The organism is Rhodopirellula europaea 6C (genome assembly GCF_000338295.1).
GTDB lineage: Bacteria > Planctomycetota > Planctomycetia > Pirellulales > Pirellulaceae > Rhodopirellula > Rhodopirellula europaea.
The window spans coordinates 1-21,759 of the sequence record NZ_ANMO01000173.1 but is presented as its reverse complement, the minus strand read 5'-3'; the positions used below and the strand labels follow the sequence as shown (position 1 = coordinate 21,759).

The 21,759-nt window shown below is 55.3% G+C and carries 18 protein-coding genes; 8 read left to right on the top strand and 10 right to left on the bottom strand.

The annotated features are described in order from the left end of the window. Nucleotide 1 precedes the first annotated feature (1 nt). Entirely contained in the window at nt 2-1,081 is a 1,080-nt protein-coding gene (bioB, locus tag RE6C_RS18055) for a biotin synthase BioB (RefSeq protein ID WP_008658819.1), read from the bottom strand. Nucleotides 1,082-1,118: 37 nt separating this feature from the next. Next, the gene (locus RE6C_RS18050) at nt 1,119-1,742 is read right to left on the bottom strand and encodes a hypothetical protein (protein ID WP_236618318.1); all 624 of its coding nucleotides are present in this window, start codon (nt 1,740-1,742) and stop codon (nt 1,119-1,121) included. A 196-nt stretch (nt 1,743-1,938) separates the two neighbouring features. Between RE6C_RS18050 and pyk the strand changes: the two genes are divergently transcribed. The 3 genes from pyk (at nt 1,939) to RE6C_RS18035 (ending at nt 4,582) form a co-directional block, all read left to right on the top strand. Next, a complete protein-coding gene (pyk, locus tag RE6C_RS18045; RefSeq protein ID WP_008658816.1) occupies nt 1,939-3,369 on the top strand; it encodes a pyruvate kinase in 1,431 nt (476 codons plus the stop codon). Between the two features lie 302 nt (nt 3,370-3,671). Then, the gene (locus RE6C_RS18040; protein ID WP_008658815.1) at nt 3,672-4,097 is read left to right on the top strand and encodes an Hsp20/alpha crystallin family protein; all 426 of its coding nucleotides are present in this window, start codon (nt 3,672-3,674) and stop codon (nt 4,095-4,097) included. Nucleotides 4,098-4,201: 104 nt separating this feature from the next. Then, entirely contained in the window at nt 4,202-4,582 is a 381-nt protein-coding gene (locus RE6C_RS18035; protein WP_008658814.1) for an Hsp20/alpha crystallin family protein, read from the top strand. A gap of 131 nt (nt 4,583-4,713) precedes the next feature. On the opposite strand, the gene RE6C_RS18030 is transcribed toward RE6C_RS18035, so the two are convergent. Continuing rightward, on the bottom strand, nt 4,714-5,625 hold the full coding sequence (locus tag RE6C_RS18030; protein ID WP_008658813.1) for a dihydrodipicolinate synthase family protein: 912 nt from the start codon (nt 5,623-5,625) through the stop codon (nt 4,714-4,716). A gap of 586 nt (nt 5,626-6,211) precedes the next feature. Here RE6C_RS18030 and RE6C_RS18020 point away from each other — a divergent pair. Then, a complete protein-coding gene (locus RE6C_RS18020) occupies nt 6,212-7,957 on the top strand; it encodes a hypothetical protein (protein WP_008658811.1) in 1,746 nt (581 codons plus the stop codon). 110 nt (nt 7,958-8,067) lie between these two features. Here RE6C_RS18020 and RE6C_RS18015 read toward each other — a convergent pair whose 3' ends face one another. Both RE6C_RS18015 and fae read right to left on the bottom strand, forming a co-directional pair. After that, nucleotides 8,068-8,994, bottom strand: coding sequence for a bifunctional NADP-dependent methylenetetrahydromethanopterin dehydrogenase/methylenetetrahydrofolate dehydrogenase (locus RE6C_RS18015; protein WP_008658810.1), 927 nt, complete (start codon nt 8,992-8,994; stop codon nt 8,068-8,070). Between the two features lie 63 nt (nt 8,995-9,057). Next, complete coding sequence (gene fae, locus RE6C_RS18010) at nt 9,058-9,555, bottom strand: formaldehyde-activating enzyme (RefSeq protein WP_008658809.1); 498 nt, start codon at nt 9,553-9,555, stop codon at nt 9,058-9,060. 214 nt (nt 9,556-9,769) lie between these two features. On the opposite strand from fae, the gene RE6C_RS18005 reads away from it, so the two are divergent. Further along, on the top strand, nt 9,770-10,969 hold the full coding sequence (locus RE6C_RS18005; protein ID WP_236618317.1) for an ATP-grasp domain-containing protein: 1,200 nt from the start codon (nt 9,770-9,772) through the stop codon (nt 10,967-10,969). Here the strand turns inward: RE6C_RS18005 and RE6C_RS18000 are convergent. Then, nucleotides 10,958-14,056, bottom strand: coding sequence for a DUF5060 domain-containing protein (locus RE6C_RS18000; RefSeq protein WP_236618316.1), 3,099 nt, complete (start codon nt 14,054-14,056; stop codon nt 10,958-10,960). The genes RE6C_RS18005 and RE6C_RS18000 overlap by 12 nt on opposite strands. A 173-nt stretch (nt 14,057-14,229) precedes the next feature. Here RE6C_RS18000 and RE6C_RS17995 point away from each other — a divergent pair, with 173 nt between their 5' ends. From RE6C_RS17995 to RE6C_RS17985, 3 genes are all read left to right on the top strand, one after another. After that, nucleotides 14,230-14,532: a DUF2853 family protein gene (locus RE6C_RS17995; RefSeq protein WP_236618315.1), complete on the top strand. Its 303-nt coding sequence runs from the start codon at nt 14,230-14,232 to the stop codon at nt 14,530-14,532. A 40-nt stretch (nt 14,533-14,572) separates the two neighbouring features. Then, nucleotides 14,573-15,622, top strand: a complete 1,050-nt coding sequence (locus RE6C_RS17990) for a threonine aldolase family protein (RefSeq protein ID WP_008658803.1) — start codon at nt 14,573-14,575, stop codon at nt 15,620-15,622. A gap of 82 nt (nt 15,623-15,704) precedes the next feature. Then, nucleotides 15,705-16,631 (top strand): GGDEF domain-containing protein, encoded by a 927-nt coding sequence (locus RE6C_RS17985; RefSeq protein WP_008658802.1) that lies wholly within the window; start codon nt 15,705-15,707, stop codon nt 16,629-16,631. 6 nt (nt 16,632-16,637) lie between these two features. On the opposite strand, the gene RE6C_RS17980 is transcribed toward RE6C_RS17985, so the two are convergent. From RE6C_RS17980 to RE6C_RS17965, 4 genes are all read right to left on the bottom strand, one after another. After that, nucleotides 16,638-17,978 carry a sugar porter family MFS transporter gene (locus RE6C_RS17980; protein WP_008658801.1) on the bottom strand — a complete coding sequence of 447 codons (1,341 nt, stop codon included), beginning with the start codon at nt 17,976-17,978 and terminating at the stop codon, nt 16,638-16,640. A 126-nt stretch (nt 17,979-18,104) separates the two neighbouring features. Beyond that, nucleotides 18,105-19,565, bottom strand: a complete 1,461-nt coding sequence (locus RE6C_RS17975) for a proton-conducting transporter transmembrane domain-containing protein (protein ID WP_008658799.1) — start codon at nt 19,563-19,565, stop codon at nt 18,105-18,107. 12 nt (nt 19,566-19,577) lie between these two features. Beyond that, nucleotides 19,578-20,987: a proton-conducting transporter transmembrane domain-containing protein gene (locus RE6C_RS17970; protein WP_008658797.1), complete on the bottom strand. Its 1,410-nt coding sequence runs from the start codon at nt 20,985-20,987 to the stop codon at nt 19,578-19,580. Beyond that, nucleotides 20,984-21,759 (bottom strand): putative inorganic carbon transporter subunit DabA (locus RE6C_RS17965; RefSeq protein ID WP_039962468.1); only part of this gene is annotated, 776 nt, incomplete at its 5' end. The genes RE6C_RS17965 and RE6C_RS17970, both read right to left, overlap by 4 nt.

Below are 21,759 nucleotides of genomic sequence, written 5' to 3'. Positions count from 1 at the left end.
CTCAGACGCTCATCTCTTCGCACGAACCGGTGACATCGAAACCGAGGTCGCGAATCATGTCGTAATCCGCTTGTGGTGCTTGGCCTTGCGTCGTCAGGTAGTCTCCGACAAATACGCTGTTGGCAACGTACAGCCCCATCGGTTGCAACTGACGCAAGTGCAGTTCGCGACCGCCGGCGATCCGCAGTTCACGATCGGGGTTCACGAACCGGAACATGGCGAGTGCTTTGAGCGCGTCTTGAGGAGTCAGCGCGGCGGTGCCTTCCAAAGGCGTGCCGTCGATCGCGTTGAGAATGTTGACGGGAATCGATTGCACACCAAGCTCGTTGAGATCGAACGCCATCGACACGATGTCGGATTTGGATTCACCCATCCCGATGATGCCGCCGCTACACATTTCCATGCCCGCATCGCGAACGTGACGCAGCGTTTGAACGCGGTCTTCGTATGTATGGGTTGTGCAAATCTTTTCGTAGTGCGTTTCGCTGCTGTTGAGGTTGTGGTTGACTCGGTCGACACCACAAGCCTTCAGCCGAGCCGCTTGAGATTCATCCAGCAACCCCAAGCAGGCGCAGATGTCCAAGTTGTATTTCTGTTTGATCTCAGGAACGATTTCCTCGACCGCTTTCATCTCGCGTTCGTTTGGTCCGCGAGCGGAGATTACCAAGCAGTAGGTCTTCGCACCTCGTTCGGCCGCGACTTTGGCGGCGTCCATCAACGCATCTCGTTTGAGAATGTTGTACTTGGGAACGGGAGCGTCGGAGACCTTGGATTGGCTGCAGTAGTGACAATCCTCGGGGCACAAACCGCTCTTGGCGTTCATCAAAAAGTACAGCTGGACGGTGTTGCCAAAGTACTGATGACGAATTCGGTAACCGGCCGAGATGATCGCGGGCACGTCCAGGTCGGACGCTTCCAACATCGCCAGAGCTTGCTCACGGGTGATCGGCGTGCCGTCGAGGACTTGTTGAGCCAATGCGTCGTAGTATCCCGGAGGCGAAAACACACCGACGGACGATGACGTGTCGGCAGTGTCCGGGGCAGCAACAGAATCGGCAGCACTGGAATCAGCAACGCTCATGGAACCAGGGGGTCAGCGGGGAAAGAGATGAGGAAGATCAGGACGTAATTTCGACCCGCATCGTCGGCGTTTGGTCTGCCGTCGACAAGCCGGGGCGTTCCGTAGTGGGAGTTTCTTGGATGGCCAAAGCCAAAATTTGATCCAACTGCTCACGCAATTCAATCATTTGATGGCGGCTCAATCCCTGCCCGGCCAAGCTCGCCACGTGCAATCCAGCGATAACGCCCAGCGAAATTGGTACCAGCCAAAGCCCCGTCAAAGACGCACCAAGGCTCCACTGCACGTACCCAACCAGCAAACCGCCACACAGAACCATTGCCATCACGAGGTACAAAAACATGCAGAAGGTCCAGATCTCCGGTCTCGGCGAAAAACGTCCGAATAGCTGGCAATGCGATTGATCGTTGGGAGAACCCGTGGACGAGGTGACTTCGGTTTGAGCGTCAGAGCTCGCCGGCGCGTCTCCGATTTGGACCGACAAATGAGGCGACCAGAATCGAGTCTCCGCTTTCGGCGGAGCAATCTCGATGCACTTGCCCGCGGCGACCGCCCGGGTGTTCGATCCAAGCGACTTGATCGCCGACCGCACTCGGCTCACAAGGACATCCGATGAGACCGGAAAGTCCATAGAGAACGTAGGCTGCATTTCAAGAGGTGACATCGTGCGAAATCCAAAATCGCGAATGTTCGGAAGCTGCCCGGCATTGTGACCCGCCTGGCGAACGGAGGCAAATGTGACCAACAAAGCAGTCACTGGTGTAATGATAGCCGTTGGTTGGCCGACTGCTTGTTTGTGGAGCCTTCGCCCGCGACACTTCGCCGCCTCGTCACTTATTTCCGCTCATTGAGACGCAACCGTGCAGGACTACCGTCACACCAAAATCATTGCCACGATCGGCCCGGCAACCGAGTCCCCTGAAAAACTAGCGGCGTTGATCGAAGCGGGCGTCGATGTCATGCGACTCAATATGGCGCACGGAACGCCCGAGTGGGTCGGCGATATCGTCGCACGAATTCGAAAGGTGTCCAAGGACATCAGTCGTCACGTAGCGGTGATGATGGACATCAAAGGCCCCGAGATTCGAACCGGTGCCGTTGAGGATGCAATTGAGCTGAAAGCCGGCGACGAGCTGGTTCTGTTCACCGAAGACTGCGCGGATCAGTCAACCACTGAGTCTGACGGAACTCCTCGAGTGAGTGTGAATTACCCGGGGCTGCCTGGTGCGATTGATTTAGACAGCACGATCTTGGTTGATAGTGGTTTGTTGCACTGGCATGTGCTGAAAAAAGACGCGACCACGGTCCGCTGTCGCGTGATCACACCGGGCGTTCTGGAATCACGACGTCACATCAACTTGCCGGGCGTCCAAGTCAACTTGCCCGCGATCACGGACAAAGACCGAACCGATTTGGCGGCGGGTGTCAAAGCGGGCATCGACTTCGTTGCACTGTCGTTTGTTCGCCAAGCCGAAGACGTCCGCACGCTTCGTGCCTTCTTGGACGAACACGGATCACCCGCGCGAATCATTTCAAAGATCGAAGACCAAGCTGGTGTTCGCAACATGAAGGCGATCATCAGGCAATCCGATGCGATTATGGTCGCTCGCGGTGACCTTGGCGTTGAAATCGATTACCACCGATTGCCACTTGTTCAAACCGATTTGATCCGTGCCTGCCAAGAAGACGGCAAACCCGTCATCATCGCCACGCACCTGCTCGAATCGATGATCCAATCACCGGTTCCAACTCGTGCGGAAGTGTCTGACGTATCCAATGCAATTCGTGAACAAGCCGACGCGGTGATGTTGTCGGGCGAAACGACCACGGGCAAATACCCACTGGAGTCCGTAGGTGTGCTGCAAAACATTGTCGCCAGCATTGAGCCAACGGTCAGCCGCCAATTGAACTCGAAGATAGTGCTTCGCGAACCCAAATCGATGATGCTGCGATCGGCGTGCACTTTGGCACAGGAGATGGGCGATTCAGGAATTGTGGTCTTCACTCGCAGCGGTTTTCTCGCCTACGTCCTGGGTGCCCTGCGTCCTCGAGGCGTGCCGATCTTCGCCTTCACGGACGTCGAACACACGTTCCGTCACTTGATGCTGCCTTGGGGTGTGGAGCCGTTCTTCATGGAGTTCTCCGAAGATCACGATCAAACGATCACCAACGCACTGGAAGTTCTGAAGGAAAGCGGTTGGTGCAAAACGGGGGTTTGGTTGGGGGTCATCACCAACGCTTTGGCCGATGAGAAAATCATCGACACGCTGCAATTGCGTCAGGTCCAGTAGACCACCGCTTGGTCGTGAGTTTTAAACTCACGCCGCTCTTCCTCAACAAGCCAATTTTCGGCTCATGATCCATCGCGATGGTCTTCCGTCGCGTCGGTCCAAACCCAGTTCTACGAACGACTCCGGTTCACGGTTTGGTTCGTTTTTGAGGGCCTGAATTTGAGGTCGCTTCGCCATCGATTGGCACACTCGTTGCATTTTGCAGTTCTCAAACGACGCCGCCTGTCAGATTGACATTCGCTGTCGAAGGAAACTGAATCAACAAACTTTGCTTGCACATTCGTGTAGACGGAGGATCAAAAATGTTAGCGACTCGTTGGGAACCCTGGAACGAATTGAGCCAACTTTCTCGTGAGATGGATCGTTTGTTCTCTCGAGGTGGTTCATCCCCCACATCCGTTGTCACCTTTCCCGCACTGAATGTTTGGGAAGACGAAGGCACGGTCTACGTCGAGGCCGAGTTGCCCGGATTCAATTCCGAGCAGCTTGAGATTTATGTCGATGCGAATCAGCTCACTCTCAAAGGCGAACGATCCGCTCCGGAGATGGAAGGCGGGACTTGGCATCGTCAGGAGCGTGGCTTTGGAAGCTTCCATCGAACGATGGAATTGCCTGCGGACGTGGATGCCGATCAAGTTTCGGCAGACTTCCAGCACGGTATTCTAAAGATCACGTTGCCAAAAAGCGAAACGGCCAAGCCACGCCGAATTGAAGTTCAGTCGAACTGACCGATTGGTTTTACCTTGGCCCAACCCTAATTGATTGATTGGAGAAACTCATGAGCACTGCCATGACGACCCATTCCAATGGGTCAGATAAAAAGACGACCTCAATGGTTCGTCCAAAGGATCGTTCGAAAGAACAGACCCAGAACAGCAACCGCGGCAAAATGTTCACGCCGCGATTCGATATCTGGGAAGGCGAGCAGGCGTTGACGCTGTTGGGCGATTTGCCCGGTGTTGACCCCGCGGATTTGGACATCCAGTTTGAGAACCGATTGTTGACCGTTCGCGGACGGGTTGCGCGTCATGTCGAAGCGGACCGCTGCCTGCAGTCCGAGTACGAAGTCGGTGACTTCCAACGAAGTTTTACGATCGGTGAAAAGATTGACGCGGCCGGTATCACTGCCGAGTTGAAGGACGGCGTGCTGACACTGCACTTGCCAAAATCCGAAGAAGCAAAGCCTCGTCGAATCGAGGTCCAGGTCCGCTGAGACCGGTGATCGTCGATTTGGTGTGGGTGTCAATGAGAAAGACCGTGCGGGATGACCGCACGGTCTTTTGTATTGGAAGGCTTCTGATTTAGATGGCTCTTGTGAAGGCCCGCTTTGAAACGGCCTTCGGCTCAGCTGATCAGCTTCATCGTCCGCAAAGCTTCTTGGATCTTCGATTTGGTTTCGTCGCAGACGTTGCTGAGCATGGGCTGGATCGGGCCCGTTTCTGCGACGCCGGCAAGTGCAACCGCTTCGTGCAGAACCCGAATCGGGTGAATCCCATCGCGAAGGTTTTCGAGCGGCTGGAAGTATTGCCGAATCGATTCTGCCATTTCCATGTCACCGCCTTGGATGGAACCAAGCATGTCCATGCTCTTGCGAGGTGCGACGCAAACACAACCGCTGGTGAATCCCGTGATGCCGAAGTCACGCAGGTGAACGATCGCGGGTTGTTCTCCGATGCCGCTGACAACTCGCTCCGCAGGAAAGACATCCAGGACTTCGCGGAGATAATCGTCTTCGGCGGGATTGTCGCGAACGACTGCGTATTTGATCCATGAGATCACGCCGTCGCTTTCTAGCGACTTCAAATCGTCGGGAGACAACCAACGGTCGTGCTTCAGATAGACGACGATTGGTTTGCCGTATTGTTCGGACAACTTGCGGATGCCGGTTGCGATGCCCGCCGAATCGACGATGTCGCGCGACGGCAACAGCATCGCGGTTCCAAAATCAAACTCTTGAAGGATGTTGATTTGGTCCGACGCGATTCCAAAGGATGGACCAAACGATGGCACCACGGTCGTATCCGGACCGGCTGAGTCGGAGATCATCCCGAGCAGATCGTCAAAGTCAGCCAAGCTGGTGTGGTAGAGAACCGCGTTGCCACCGTACAGCAACGAACGGACACCACCGGCTTCCAGGAAGCGAATGATCTTTTCGTTTTCGTCCGCATCGATTTGGTAGTCCGCGTCACGAGCCAACGGTGGCACGGCAAAGACGGATTCTGACAACAGGTTGGGATTGAACGGTCCAGTTTTCATGGTGGGAACTCAGGGGGCGGGGAAGTGATCGGTGGGGCCCGCTGACAGACGACGCGGCGGAAAACGTGGATGTCCGGCGGCGGGCAAAAGGAGAACAGTCAAATCTTGGCCCACAAAGTAACTTCTCCTTCACCCGGAAGCGACGGGAGCAGCGATCCCACCGGCGAACGGGACTCTTGGGTTTTGGATGACCGCTTGCTTTTGCTTCGATGTTCGGGTGCGGTGCCGATCGAAAATGACGCTCTGAACGAACGGGAGACTTGGGTGGATTGTGCGATGTTGCGAAAATGCAACGCCTGTGTGTTTGGCGAGACGGTCTCGGCAAAATAGCGAAGTTGCCACCCCGGGGAGGTCGCAAAAGTGTCGTTTTTCACGGGTTTTTTCTGCAAATGGCTTAAGTCTTGCCTACTCTTATTTGTGCGGCTGTTTTGGCCCCAAGGATGCCTGCCGCGCCGATGGTTCACCCTTTCCTTTGGGCTCGCCATTGCAACAATCCGGCTGTGACCCATGGGTCTGTACACCTGTCGTCTCGAAGCATTGAGACCTCGGTGCCGCACCCAGGTTTTCCTTTTTGAGACATGCCACCATGACCGTTTCGACTCGTATCGGCCTTCGCCTCAAAGACCTCTGTTTGAATGAACGCATGAATCCCACTGTTCTGTCATCGAAATTTGCCAAGCTCTCCGCGCTGAGTTGCTTGCTGGCAGCCGGCACCGCATCGGCTCAGGATGCATGCTGCTTCACGCCGCAATATCGCTTGCAGTCCCAAACGATCATGCAGCCCGAATTGGTTGAGCGAACACGATTGACCTACGAGACGCAGTACGTTGAGGAAGAGGTCAAAAGTTATCGGCCCGTCCTGAAAACACGCGTTGAAGAACGTGAGATCACCGTCCCAGAAACGGTGACCGAAACCTCGTTCCGCGAAGAACGCTACACAATCTACAAACCGGTGACGGAAACTTCGTATCGCGAAGAAACCGTGACACAAACTCGCTACGTCAATGAAACGGCGGAACGCGAAGAACGTGTCACGACTTACCGTCCCGTGACGGAAACGCAGATGTACCAAAAGCAGTACCAAGTGCAGCGTCCGGTCACCGAAACGCAAATGGTTCAAAAGCAGTACATGGTTCAACGACCTGTGACTGAGACCCAGTTGCAAACACAGCAAGTCACCTCCTATCGACCCGTCACGACGGTGCAGCAGCAAACGGTCGACGCGGGTGGTTATGTGCCACAGACGACCGTCACCCCAAGCCAACTGCAATACGGTTTGGGTTGGAATCCCCGAGCCTACTACCAACCTGGGCCACTCGGATTGCTGGCGTATCCTCGAGGTGCTGCAACCGCGGTTCCCGTGGTCACGCCGCCGCAAGTCCAAACGCAAATGGTTTATCGCCCGAATTACGTCAATCAGCAAATCGCTCAGACGCAGTACGTGCCGGAAGTTCAGCAAGTCCAGCGTCCGATCCAAGTGACTCGGATGCAGTCGGAAATGGTGACTCAAAACGTCCCTGTCACCGTGCAGCGGATGCAAACCGAAGTGGTCACGCAAAACGTTCCTGTGCAAACGACCAAAATGGTTCCACAAACCACTGTGCGGAAAGTGCCCTACATCGTGCAGCGTCCTGTGACGGAAACGTCCACTCGCAAGGTGCCGGTGCAAAGCAAACGTTGGGTCGCCGAAGAAGTCGTTCGCAAAGTGCCGGTTCAAACGAATCGTGTGGTCTACAAGACTCGTCGTGAACCAATTACGGTGAAGTACTACGAGCAAGAGGAAGTCGTGCAAGTCGTTCGTCGACCTGTTTCGGTTCCGCGATATCAAAAGTATCAAGTTCAACAAATGGTTCCGCGAACCGTGGTCGAACGTGTGCCATTGTCATACGCTGACCCTTTCAGCCCGGCGATCACGAGTGGCTATTCGTCGTTCCATCCAATCGTCGACTCGGTACCGTATTCGTCGAGCTATCCCAGTTCGTCGATCATCACCGAGCCCGGTTCGGTGATCAGCTCACGACCCATTTTGGAATCGGAAGAAACGGAACTGGAAGCTCCGTATCAATCGGATGAATCCGAGCCCAAATCAACAATGGGCAAAGTTGAGTTTGGTGCTCCCGAGCCCGACTCCAACAGCGACCTACCTGATAGTGATCTGCCCGACAACTACGATCACTTGTTTGATCCCCAAGATTCGGACGAAGTCGAGCAGCCTGAACTGGGTGATCGAGAAGCCAACTGGAAACGCCGCGGAACCTATGGCCAACCTGCCAGCATCCGTAACATCTCGCACCGCGTTCGTTGGAACCCAACCTACGCCCGCGAACTGTAGGCTTTCATCACTATTTGGTTTTCGCGAACCAGCCAGTGCATCAAAAAAGGCGAGTCTTTCGAGACTCGCCTTTTCGCATTTCTACAGGTGTCGTGTTCGCGTCTCGACGCTCAACGATTCATTTGTTCGATCGTCAGGTCGTAGATCTCGTCCGCGTCCAGGACCAGCGAATTCGATGTGAACAGTTTGGCGATGGCGGCTTTGTGAGTCCGCATCTTCAAACCGCCGACACCGATCGGACCGTACGCGACGGGACCATCCTCCTGGCCTTCGTGAAGCGGTTTGGCCTTGTCGAACGCCTCGACGCCACCGAGCCCGGCGGGCGGTACCGCGTTGAGGTCAATGGCAACTCGTAGCTCGGACAAACTGTGGATCAACTCCTTCGAAGCCAGTTCCACGCCGGCGGCTCCGCTGGCGACAATCACATCGGCTCGTTCAAGCAACGCTTTGAAGTCGTCTTGGTTCTCGGGAGCGGCGGCTTCGAGGTTGCCTGAGCTGACCTGCTCGCCAATCTCCTTGCAGGCACTTTCGGCTCGGTTCAGAGATCGGCTTGTCAGCAACACGTTGGCGTTTTGTCGTGCCAACATTTGTGCGACACGACGGCCAACCGGGCCGGTGCCTCCCAGCACGACCGCCGTGCAATCATTCAGCGACACGTGTTTGGAGGCGGAGGCGACCGCAGCGGCGGCGGTCGTGTTGCATCCCGAAGCGTCCAGCATCACCGACACGCGGACGGGACCAAAGAAAGCCTTTTGGACGCTGCGAAAGATTGATTCGGCTTTCACAACGTCGTTCCCGCCGATGAACAGAGCCGTGTTCTTCAGATCGTCGCCGCCCCGCGTGAACATGGCCCCGTGGACCAGCGATTCGACTGCTTCGCTTTCCACGTTGCCGTACGGAAGCAAGTGATCGACGCCCGCATCCACCGCAACCACGGCGTCGAACGAGCTGGGATGAGGATCCACGTCCAGTTGAAGAAGGATTTTCTTAGACATCTTCGCGACCGTTGCTGTTGAGGAGAACTTCTTTGAAGGCAAAAGAAAAGCTCCGGGTTCTCACCCGAAGCTTGTTCGTCGTTTGCTTTGGACAAAAGCGTTGGCTCAGAAGCCCTTGAATGGGTGAGCTGCGGTGTCCTTCTTCGCCAGCATGTCGTCTGCCGATGGCTTGCCTTGCATCGCCGACTTCAGCGCGTCCTTGGTGGCTTCGTAGTTGTACTTGTAGATCTTTTCGTCATCTTCGGCTGCTGGGTGAATGAACACGCCGCAGACGCAAACCAGATCTTCGCACTGGTCCTTTGGAATGATGCCTTCGCTGACGGCATCGGCAACGGCTTGTGCAACGGCGGCTTGAGCAGGTCCGAACATTTGGACGGCTTGCTTCATGCCTTTGATCGTGACCTTGGTCACCATCACAGTCGATGGCTTCACGGCCACGTTGGGCTCAAGAACGGCCAACAGGTTGGTGTGGCCTTCGCTTTGGTTTGCCAGAGCGTTGGCGAACGCGGCGCCAACAGGTCCGTCCTTGCTACCGATCATCAGATCGATGTGAGAAATTTCGTTGCCGTCACCGACGAGGGATTCACCAATGTGGAATTGCATGACAAGATGCCTTTGAGAGGGGAAACAAACGCCCAAAGAGTTACCGGTGGGAACACATGGTCCTTACCCCACACGCAGGATGAACACACCAATGGCGATGGGTGGGTCGGGCAGGCTCGAAACGGTAACAAACCCCCGCGACGGTGAAAACCGCCCCGCGATTCTGCTGGCGGGGGCATCTGTCCGCTGGGCTGCGCAGTCACTGCGGCGTGGCATGCCAAATTCCCGCGTCATTGGTCTGGATTGGTTTGGCGATTCTGACACCCGAATGGTTTGCGACCAATTTCATCCTTTTCGGGTTGGCGAAGAATCCCAGGAAAATCTGGCGCAACAGATCGAATCAGTCGCGAATTTGCATGCCGCACGCGTGATTCGTGTCGGCGGACTCCAGATTTCCGGCGGGGGAAATTCTTGGCAACAATGGAATCGCCTGCAAGCCATCGTTTGCGAAATCGCCGCTGCGTCAGATTCTGGCGAATTCCCCGTTGCGACGCCGCTCACCTACCAGTGCTCCGCCGGACGATGCCGTTTGGCGGGATCGAATTGCGATGACGTTTCCGCCGCCGACCTGATTGCCGAGACGTCGGGGCGAGGCATTCGCTGGCTTTGGAAGCAGGCCAACTCGACCGGAGGAATGGGGATTCGTTCGGTACCGACATCCACGGAGTCAATTTTAGAATCGAGTGATGGATGGCTGCAGCAACGCATCACCGGGCGCTCGTACGGGTTGGTGGCGATCGCGAGTGCCAACCAGACTCGCATGTTAGGGCTCACCGTTGGGCTGCACCAAAGGTTCGGTGATCGGCCGTTTGTCTACTCTGGCTCTCGAGGACCGGTCTCACAAATCGGGGGCGTCGGTGTCAGCGAGGTGCCCTGGCGTCATTTGCAAACCCTGATTGAACAAGTCGCAAAGTCGTTCTCGCTTCGTGGATTGTTCAACCTCGACTTCATTCGCGATGCCTCGGGACGATGGTGTCTGTTGGAACTGAATGCTCGTCCGAGTGCGTCGTGCGAAGTGATCGAGCGATGGGCAACCGATGCTGGATGGGTTGGCCCGGACGATTCGTTGATGCGAATGCACCTCGAAGCGATCGATGGTGGTGACCCCGCAACCCGATTGAATTGGCTGTCCGAGTCAACAGATTGGTCATCGTCGAGCACCCGCACTCAGTGGATCAAGCGAATCGTGTTTGCCGGCCAAGAAGGCATCGTCGACGTTTCGACGATTCGAAAGCGGTGGCGTGCAGAATCAATCACCATCGAACTTGCTGACCTACCGCCGGAACGCACGCGCATCGCAACCAGTGAACCGATCCTGACCTTGTTGTTTCGAGTTGATGACCGCGCAAAAAAAATGGCCTCGGCGCAATTGCGCCGGGCCATTCGGATTGTTCAAGGCGAACTACTTCCGTAGCAACACCGCCCAGTCCTGATCTGCATCCGCGGGAGGATTCCCGATCTCAACGGAACCACCGCCGGAGACCGTTTTGACGGACCCCGATTGAAGATCGCCGCCGATGCGAGCGTTGTACCAATGAACTTGGAACTCGCCGTTCGCATCGCTCAAGTCGATCGAGGTGGTACCACCGTTGGGCAAGTAAACGACGTACTCTTCGCCGGCTTTGGCCAAGCAATACTTCGAGTTGTCGTGCTTCTCATTGCCCACCAACTCGTCAGCGTTGACCATCTCCCAAAACGGAATGGAGTTGTTTTGGAAGAACTCAATGGCGACCCGGCAAGCGTCCCAGCTTTGATCGCGGCTTCGCCAATCTTCGCAGCCAAGATCGTTCTCAGCGTATTGGTAGCCGAAGTAGTATTCGACTCCGCCGCCACCGCCCATGAAGTTGCCCCACAACGTTTGCTTGCGGACTTCGTGCTGGGTGTAGGTCATTTTGCCGGTCTTGTCGTGACCGTCGTAGCCACGGTAACCAAGGTCGGGGCACTGACCGTGGGCGGCCGATCCCGATTCGTCAAAGGCCACCACCCAAGGCTTTCCAGCCTCGCGGGCTTTCTCGCTCCACTTCACCGTTTGCCAGTGAGTGTCTTTGATGTGGCTGTTTTGCAGAGACACACCGGTCAAATTCGACTTGTCACCGAGCAACGGATCGTACTTCTTGTCTTGCTCACCGGGGAAAGTGTGCAAGACACGATTGTGTCCGTACGGATCCATCTCTTCGATGTAGTTCAACATCGCGAGGTGTTCGTCGGTGGTTTGTGTGGTCTCTTCGGAGAGGTTCCAGTTCAAGGCCAAGTTGTGGCCGAATCGAGCAATGATCTCTCGCAAGTACAGCTTTCGCTGGGAGCCGAGTTTGCCACCGTCAAGCGATTCGGGCTTGAAGCCATTGGCCTTCTGGCCTTGTCGATGGTCATCGTTCTCGGTTTCCTGCAACTTGAAGTGCAGGTACATGCCGTTTTGAGTTCCATGATCAAAGACAATGCCCCACTGATCCAGCTTGCTGCAGTCATAGTGAAGTTTGTCATCACGGTGGATGAACGGCCAAACGTTGTCGCCGTCACCGCCCGCGTTGTAGGTCAGGAAAGAAAACGCGTTGCAACCCTTTGATGAAAGGTAGTTGACCGCACCGATCAATCCCTTGCCTTGTCCGTCTTTCCAAGTCGGGTCACTCCGACGCCAATCGCCAAGGTGCGGTTGATACTTCTTCAATGGAACTTTGCCGGGTTTGCCAGCGACGGTTCCATCGAATTCGGCATAACCAAGTAGCGTTTCGGGAGCGTCCGCACCCGCTTTGAGGAAGTACTTGCCGGTTCCCGCGAATTGGAGGTGCGATTTGTTGACGTATTGAAGTCGACCATGAGCACGGAAGTCGCGTCCGGACTTGTTCGTCTTTGCGACATTGAACTTGCCGGTCTTTCCATTAAATGGAGAGACCGCTTCGGCCGATGCATCGCGATTGATCGCAGCATTCTTTCCGGTCTCGAAACGAACGGTGTAAGTCCACTCGCCTGTTTCATCGGGAGCAAAATTTGCTCGCCACTTGGTGCCCGATTCCGCGGACGTGTTGGCAGCATTGCCGTCGGCGGCAAAGTATCCCGGTACCAAGTATTGCTTGCCGCTCTCATGTTTGAATTCGACTTCCATCCGATGGTCCAAGTATGGGTTCGGAGTGTTGTCTTGCTCGTGAGCGTAGGGACCGTTGAGGGTGACGGTGACCTTGTGCCACATGCGTTTTTCACCGGTGACCTGAACGCTACCATCGCCATCTTTTTCGCGAGGCATTTGAAGCGGTTGATCACTGACCGGTTTCGTGGGGCTGCCGGCGCGATCATTGGACTTGGACTCAGTGGCTGCCTTCGCGGCAACGAGGTTGTGCTCTTTCGCGAAATTGGCTGCCGCCTTCGCGGTCGATTCATTGGCTGGAGTAAACGTCAGTTCGCTCCAACGGGCACGACTGTATTCTGCTCCATCTGCGGATGCGATCTTGGAACTGACTTCTAATTCAGCTCCTTCGGTGATCTGAACGTTCGCAAACGTTCTATGGAACTGTTTGCCTTCGGCGAAGGTTTGGTCCGCCATCGGACAAGTGAAGGATCCAACCGATTCTTTGTCAGCCGAAACCAAGTAGGTGGATTGACCGTCGTTCTCGCCGACCGCTTTCAACGTGACGTCATAGCGACCGCTGGGGAAAGGAAAGACCTTCTTCGCAGCAGCGGATTGGTTTTTATCAGGATTGATTGCCAACCATTTGCCTTGGTCCAAATAGTAACCACCAGATTTAAATTCAAACTCCTTTGCGGGAAGCGAAAGGACTTGTGCGGTGGCATTTTCCTTGGGCTTGTTCGACTTGCCCGCCGGAGGTCGTTGGAAGTTGCTGTCGGTCGTCATCAACCATTGATCGAACTCAAACCCGTCTTCTCGCATGGAGAAATGAATTTTGTGTTCGCCGGGCTCATGAATGTCGAGGAAAATCTTGCCGGGCTCACCGCAGTGTTGAGCCTCGGTTCGTTGCTTGCTGTCCCAATACCAGGAGTGTTTGCCCTGGCACCATTGCAGCCGTTGCCCTGAATCGGGCCAGGTGCCATCGATGCCAACGTGCAAACCGTTGTCCTCGCTGCCGGTCGAATACGCTCGGACCCAAACGTAGTAGCGACCGGGAGTCTGTACATTCACGCGATAGGTCAGCACAGCCATTTTGCCGGGTTGCGGCGAAAAGTTGGTTCCGTGAATCAGTTTGTCAGCGTGTGTCCGCCGCGTATCCGGCAAGATTTCCAAGTACGCTCCGCCACTGGCATCGGACGCATGAGAAGGATCCCCATCGGGTTGGACCGAAGGAGCCGATTCAGCGGTTGTCAGATAGAAGGCACGTTTGTCGGTGTTGGTTTGTGAAGCAAAGTCTTCCGCTTCGACTTTCACAAACCCGTTTGCTTCTGTGAAGACAGCGTCTGGCTTTTGGGCCGTGGCACTGACGCACCACGTGGCTGTGACAGCCAAAGCAAAGACGGTTTGCCGCGTAAGGAATTTGCGTAATCTACACACTTGCATGGTGTTAGGGCTCCTCGGGAGGGGTGATGGGAGCGACCAATCTAGTTCAGTGGTTGCAGAATTAACAGCGATCGCTTGCAAGGTTGTTTCGACGATCGCAGTCCACTACAAACGGGTGGTCGCTTCCGCTCCTTTTAACCATGAAGTAGAGACAGATGGACATCGAAAAATACATGGCCAACGTCAAAAAGTACGTGCCGAATCCCAGCGAAGACGCGGTGGAATCTTTGGCCAACCATCTACGGTTGGCTTTAGCGAACCGTGACTCGGCAATCGTCGCGGCTACCGACCCGGAAGAGTTGGAGAGTATTAAACGTGGCTATTGTTCCGTGAACCTCGATTTGACATCCGAAGAAGCCGACGCAGCCATCGCGAAGGTCTGCAAAATCATGCAGGGTGACAAGTCAAAATGCCGCGTCACGTTCTACTATTTGTTGGCTCAGGAAAGCGATACGATGAGCCGAGTGGCGGGATGATGATTTTCTAATGCGCTAAATTTTCGCGAGGTATCGGTTCATGTTTTTTGCCAGTGACAATTGGGCCGGTGCCGCCGATCCAATTGCGGAATCCTTGAGCCGCCACGCGAAGGGGATGTCGCCCGCCTACGGGACGAGTGACCTGGATCAACGGCTCGAACAACGTTTCAACGATTTGTTCGAGACCGATATCGAAGTCTTTTTTGTCGGTACCGGCACCGCCGCGAATTCGTTGGCTCTGTCCGCCGTCAACCGACCGGGTGGCTTTGTGCTCTGTCACCGTGACGCCCACCTGATCGAAGATGAATGTGGGGCTCCTGAATTCTTTACCTCGGGAGCTCGTTTGGCTCCCGTCTCAGGAGACCTGGGAAGGATCTGCCCACGGGCATTGCAAAAGCAATTGCGGCGGTTCGATCCGAACTTTGTTCACCACGGACAACCGATGGCGGTCAGCATCACGCAAGCGACCGAAGTGGGCACGGTCTACAACGTTGATCAATTGAAGGAGATCAGCGGCATCGTCCACGACCACGACTTGCCGCTTCACATGGACGGTGCCCGCTTCGCGAATGCACTCGTCCATTTGGATCTGACGCCCGCGGAGATGACTTGGAAAGCGGGTGTGGATGTGTTGTCGTTTGGTGGAACAAAGAACGGTTGCTGGTGTGCGGAAGCCATCATCTTCTTTCGACCCGAGTTGGCCAAGCAAATGCCGTTCATTCGGAAACGAGCGGCGCAGTTGTTTTCGAAGACTCGCTTCATTGCAGCTCAATTCCATGCCTACCTAGATGATGATCTTTGGCTCGGTTTGGCTCGGCACGCGAACAAGATGGCATCCCGATTGGCCGCCGGAATCGAAAAGTCTTCCGCCGCGGAACTCGCTTGGCAGAACGAAACCAACGAAGTGTTCGTGGTGATGGAAAAGTCGCGAGCGGAAAGTTTGCAGACCGCGGGGGCTCGTTTCTATCCTTGGCCGACGCCGAACGACTCCACGACGGACCCACCTGAGGGGCACGCCATGTACCGATTCGTGACCTCGTTCTGCACGGATCCCGCCGAAATTGACCAATTCCTAGGTTTACTGGGCTAGTTGCCTTCGAAGTCCCGACTGTGTCCTACGTTTGACCAGACTCTCAAACCTCGGCACCCATTTCACGGACTGATCCCAACCTATGCCCATCGAATCACTTCGCTTGTTGTTGGTCGAAGACAATGACTCGGATGCGATGTTCATCACACGAGTCTTCCAACGCTCCAAGATGTTCGATTCCGAGATCGTCCGAGCGTCTTCGCTCAGCGAAGCACTTGAGAAGACCGGCCAATCGGAATTCGACGTTGTCCTGCTGGACCTAGGATTGCCCGACAGCAGCGGACTGCAATCGATTCGCGCGATTCGAGAACGAGTCACATCGATTCCTATCGTTGTCCAAACCGGCGACGATCGCGTGGAAACCGGGTTCGCCGCAATCGAAGCGGGGGCTCAGGACTTCTTGTCCAAGAATGACCTGAAAGATCACTTGCTGACACGATTGACGATCCATGCCATTTTGCGTCAGCGACAGATGCTGGAACTCCAAGAGGCTTCCCTTCTGGATTCGATGACGGGAATCGCGAATCGTCGCCGCTGCGACATCGAATTCAAAAATCGATTGGAAACACTTTCCGAAAGCGGCGTGCCGTTCTGCGTGGCCATCGTCGACATCGACTGTTTCAAATCAATCAATGATTCCCGCGGACATGATTTAGGCGACCACGTCATTTGCAAGGTTGGCGAAGCGCTTCGTGACGCCAGTCGCCCAGGTGATCTGGTGGCTCGAATCGGTGGCGAAGAATTCGCGATCATCTTTGGCAACACCACCATTGATGAACTCGGAACCCTTCAACAGCAGCATCGCAAAGCGATCGAGCAGTTGGACTTCCACCCCGAAGACATTCGGGTGACCGTCAGTGTCGGCGGTACATGTGTGCTGGCTTCTGATGACAGCCGTTCTGCTTTTCGCCGGGCGGATTTGGCCCTGTACGCCGCCAAGAAAGGCGGGCGCAATCAGTGCAAGATCGAGACTGCTATTCGGCCCGTGTGCAGCGGCCAGATTGCCTGAGCTCGCTCAGACGCGAATTCCGAGTTTCGCTTCCATTTGCTCCAGCGAGATACCTTTGGTTTCTGGCAGCATCGTGATGACCCAAAGTCCTTGCAAGACCATCATGAAGCAAAAGAACCCAAAGATGGCAGCGGGATGGAACGTTTCCACCACGGCCGGGAAAACAAGCGTCAGCAATGCCGCAAAGATCCAGTGCGTGAAGCTGCCCAGTGATTGACCCGCGGCGCGATGTTCGTTGGGAAAGACTTCCGAGATTAGCACCCAAATGACCGCACCCTGCCCCATCGCGTGCGCCGCGATGAAGGCAAAAATGCATGCGGGAACGATGCTGAACGTTTCGGACTGAAAGGCGTACGCGCACGTTCCAAGTGAGAGGACGTAGCCCGCCGATCCGATCAGCAACAACGTGCGACGACCCAATCGGTCGATCAAGTACAAACCCACAAAGGTGAAGATCAGGTTGGTGACGCCAATCCCGATCGATTGCAAAAGAGCGGCTTGTTCGCCCATCCCGGCCAACTCAAAGATTCGCGGCGAGAAGTACAGCACGGCATTGATGCCAGAAAGCTGGTTGAAGAACGCGACCAAGAAAGCGATGGATATGGGAGTGAACAATCGCCGGCTCCAAAACGGTTCCGCGGGAGTCAGGTCCGACTCGGCACGGACGGACGCGACGATTTCATCGACCGTCTTTTGCACATCGTCATCGGACGCTTCTGGACGCAACTGCTTCAAAACCGACATGCCGGCTGCTTGGTCCTTCTTGACCGCGATCAACCATCGAGGACTGAATGGCAACGAAAAGCACATGGCGGTGAATATCAACGCGGGGACCGCTTCCACCGCCAACATCCATCGCCAAGCATTCTCGCCGCCCCACGTACCAATCAGGTAGTTGGATGCGAACGCGACCATGATTCCAAAGACGATGTTGAATTGGAACAATCCAGTCAGCGTCCCGCGATGTTCCGGTGGCGAGATTTCGGAGATGTAGAGCGGAGCCGCAACGGTGGAAATTCCCACGCCCAAACCGCCGATGAAGCGGGCGATCATGAACGAAAAGACGTCGGTTGCAAAACCTGACCAGATCGCTGAGACCAAGTAAAGAATCCCGATCCAGAGCAAGGTCGTTTTGCGTCCAAATTTGTCAGTCGGCCAACCGCCGATCAACGATCCAATGACGGTTCCCCATAACGCGGCGCTCAAGGCGAGACCGTGTTGGAAATCACCCAACGCCCACAGACCCTGGATGGCTTTTTCGGCTCCGGAAATGACGACCGTGTCAAAGCCGAACAGAAACCCCGCCAAGGACGACGTCAAACTCCACAGAAAAACACGCTGATTCAATTTCGATTGCCCGGTGTTGGAACGTTGCTTGTTGGACGCACGCTACCCAACCGTCGTGCCGCCGCGCCAATGATTTCGCGCCGACTGACCGTTTGCGTGACCGCTGTTCCAAAGTCTAGCAAGACTTCATTCGGGTATGTTCGCCGCCGCCGGGGATATGTGCCCGCGCGACGCGGCATGGGCTGGCACGTCACCCGGTGGAGTGTCGTGACGCAAACGCGTCAGTTCTTTCGCGGCGTGATAACGCGAAGCGATTCCTGGTTGTGGGTACAAACCGCCGCCGAGCAGCAACAACGTCAGCAGCAGAATCGCGAAACGTTCGGCAGGGCGAGCCCGCATCGAAACCAACGTTCGGTTTTCGTGACCGGTGAAAACTCGAAAGTAGGCGAGTAAGACTGCGATGCCGCAAAACGCTGTCGCGATCACCACCATCGTTCCGACCAACGGATAGACCTCCACCGCACCTTCGATCAGCAGTTCCATTCCAACGAACCCGATCGTTGCAGGGAATCCAATGGATGCGAGCCCGGTCAATAGGAAGAATCCTGCCAGCATCGGCATCTGCGAATAGAGACCGTGGAATTCATCTAACGAGAAACGAGAGATTCTCGCTTCGATGCATCGCAACGTGATTCCAAATCCAGTCAACGACATGGCCACCGACAACCACAAACTCAACGCACCGGTCAGTCCGGTAGGAGTGACCAATTCCAGTCCAACCAAAATCAGCGAGGACTGAGACAGAAGCAAAAAACAAAACATTCGGCGAGCGTCCGATTGCACCAATGCCATTGCACCGGCATACACCGCCGTGAACAAGGACAAGACCGCGATGCTTTGCAATGCCCAAGAAGGCGCAATCGGCAAAACCAATCGCATCACCGCGTACGCGCCGACCAACGGAGTTGTGTGCAAAATCGCGGTGCCAAAGGTGGCCTTTTCAAACAGATCCGTCATCCACAGATGTAACGGGAAAATGCCGCTTCGAAGCAGTCCCGCGGCGGTCAGCAACGCACCCGGAATCAGAATGGCGGTGGTGCCGGAGTCGGACAGCATCAACCATCCATAGCCAACGACCAACAGAGCGGCAAAAAGGCCCATATGCAAACAATAGATGCGTGTGCACCGCTGGCGACGTCGCAGTTCTAAGAAAGGCGGAATGGTGGAAGCGATCAGCAATGCGATCAATGCCCATGACGCGCGACAGCTGAACGTTGCCAACACCAATGATTCTGAAATCAATGCCAACTCAAGCGAGAAACGCGGGGCTTTGGTGCGGAGCGTCGATAGCACGATGACCATGAAAATCAACGCAGCCAACGGAAGTTGAAACGCGCTCAGCTCGTCGATCACAAAAACGTCTGGAGGAAAAATCCAGCTGAGGAATTGCCAGTGATCGTGCGCTTCGAACGTGCCGACCATGGTGAAGTCGACCAGTTCGCCGATCGTCAGCAACAATGTCGCAACGCAGATGACAACTGTGTCGCGCAGCTCGCGTTCATTGTTACTGCGAAGTTGCAGCCACACCGCGCCGAGCAGCGGAACGAGAATCGAACATTCGATCCATGGGAAATGCAGTTCGGACAACGAAGGAGATTCCTATGCGGCGGTGGTGATGTCTTGTGGCATGCTGTCGTCGAAACCTGACTCATCACTATCTACGTTCGGCTCAGGTTCTCGCGAAAGAAAGCGAGTGATCCGTTCTTCCATTCGATTGCAAGCGAGGAAGCAACCCACGAAAGGTCCGGCGATCCAGCGATCCAGAGCGATGTCCATGAAGCCTCGGTCAAATCCGAATCGATAACACCAACGTTGGATTGGTTTTGGCAACCAGCCCACGCCTGACCAGGGTTGTTGCTGCAAGCGAGACCCGATCTTGTTCTCGAGGTCGTTGTAGTCGCGAAGCAGAGTGGGGGCCCTGAGCAACTGCATCGTTCGCAAGGTCGCATGTCCCATGATGTGAATGAGTGCGAGGTAACGCAGACCCAATCCGATTTCGACGACGATGATCCCAACCTGAGTCAGCGACGCATACGCGAGCGATGTCTTGACATCGGTTTGTACTCGAGACATCAAGGCACCTCCGATAGCCGAAATCGCTCCGAGGGATAGCACCATCATTTGCAATGCGAGAGATGCTTCCAACAAAGGACTGAGACGAAGCAACAGATAGGCACCTAAGTGCACCGACAAAGCCCCATAAAAGATTGCGCTCGACGGAGTTGGTCCTTCCATCGCACGCGGCAACCAACCACTGAATGGAAAGAGTGCCGATTTCCCCGCTGCACCGATCAGTAGCAACGTTCCAACCAGCAAAGCTTGGGATGAAGTCACTGCCGCGGTTCCTTCCGGCCAGATTCCTGAATTCATCAGCCCGCCAAAGTCGCCCTCACCGACCATGTGATGCATCGTGATCGCGGCGATCAACAAGGCGGCATCCGAGAGCCGATAAATCGTCCAAACGCGTTGGCCATTTCGAACCGGATTTTCACGTTCGTGGAAGTAGGCGATCAACAGAGCCGACGACAGTCCCACCATCTCCCATCCAACGAATAGCGTTTCGATGGTGCCCGCCAACGAAGACAAAACCATCCCGCAATAGAAGATGGCGTAGAACAAGAAGAACCGCGCAAAGCCCTGTTCGCGATGCAAGTATCGTCGCGTGAACTCTCCGACGACACCGCACAACACACACGAGAGCATCAAGAACGGAATACTCAGGCGATCGAAGGTGAACTTCAAGTGAAAGTGAAAGGCTTGTTCGGGAATCGTCACCCAATTCCCAAACTCGATCGGAACGTTGCGGATCCCTGTCGCCAACATCGTGATCAAAATCGCGATCGCGGGAATCAGGGAAAGCAACACCGAGGTCTGGGTGATTCGAACCGTCGTTGTTTCGCTGAGCGGTCGATTGAACAGCAATGTCAAACCCATGACCGCAAGCAGCAGCACGGGGCTGGCGACAACGGCGGTGCCCAAAACATGGAAGAAGATGTCCAGGGTGTTCATACCAGAACCTCCGATGTGTTTGCGTCGGATTCGGATGAACTCACAGGTGTTTTGATCTCTGGTTCTTGGACGGTCGCAAACCCGAGGTGGTCGCGCTGACCACGGTACCAATGCATCGAAGACTGGACCGTTGGGATCTCACGATCGGCGACGATGTGTGGTTCAAAGTGTCCGTTGATGTATCGCTGAACGGTGGAGGTCGATGGATCGAGGATGGCGAGCTGAACCCAGTTGCCTTCGACCATTCGCCGGATGCCTTCGTTTTCGGAAATGATTCTTCGCAGCATCTCCGGGGTGGTTTCGATGACAAACAAAATTCGCATCGGTTCGTGAATCTCAACCATTTGCTGCGACAGCCCCGGTCGCAAATCGCTGGCCGCACCCGTCATCACGCCAACCATGGAAGCCACATTGTGCGGCAATTTCGAACCACACCCGTACCCTTCGACGTCCACGGTCGAGAAGTAGTATTCCAAGCTGATGCCACCGCATACAGGAATCGCGGCTTGCAAAATGCGAGTGAGAATGTGTCCGTTTTCGTCGTCCACCGCCGGATCGTATTCGGTCACGAATGCTCGGCGGTCCATGAACAAACCTCGTGACCAATCACGCCGACCCACCGTGACCAATGCACTGGTCGCGTGGTTGTATTCCGGTCGTGCTTGCGACAAATCTTCCGCGCGTTCCTCGACATGTTCGAGAGCTTCGTGCGGCGTCAAATCCAACGGTGCCGATTCAAACCGGCGGGCTCGTTCGTGAGCGTTGCGGGCTC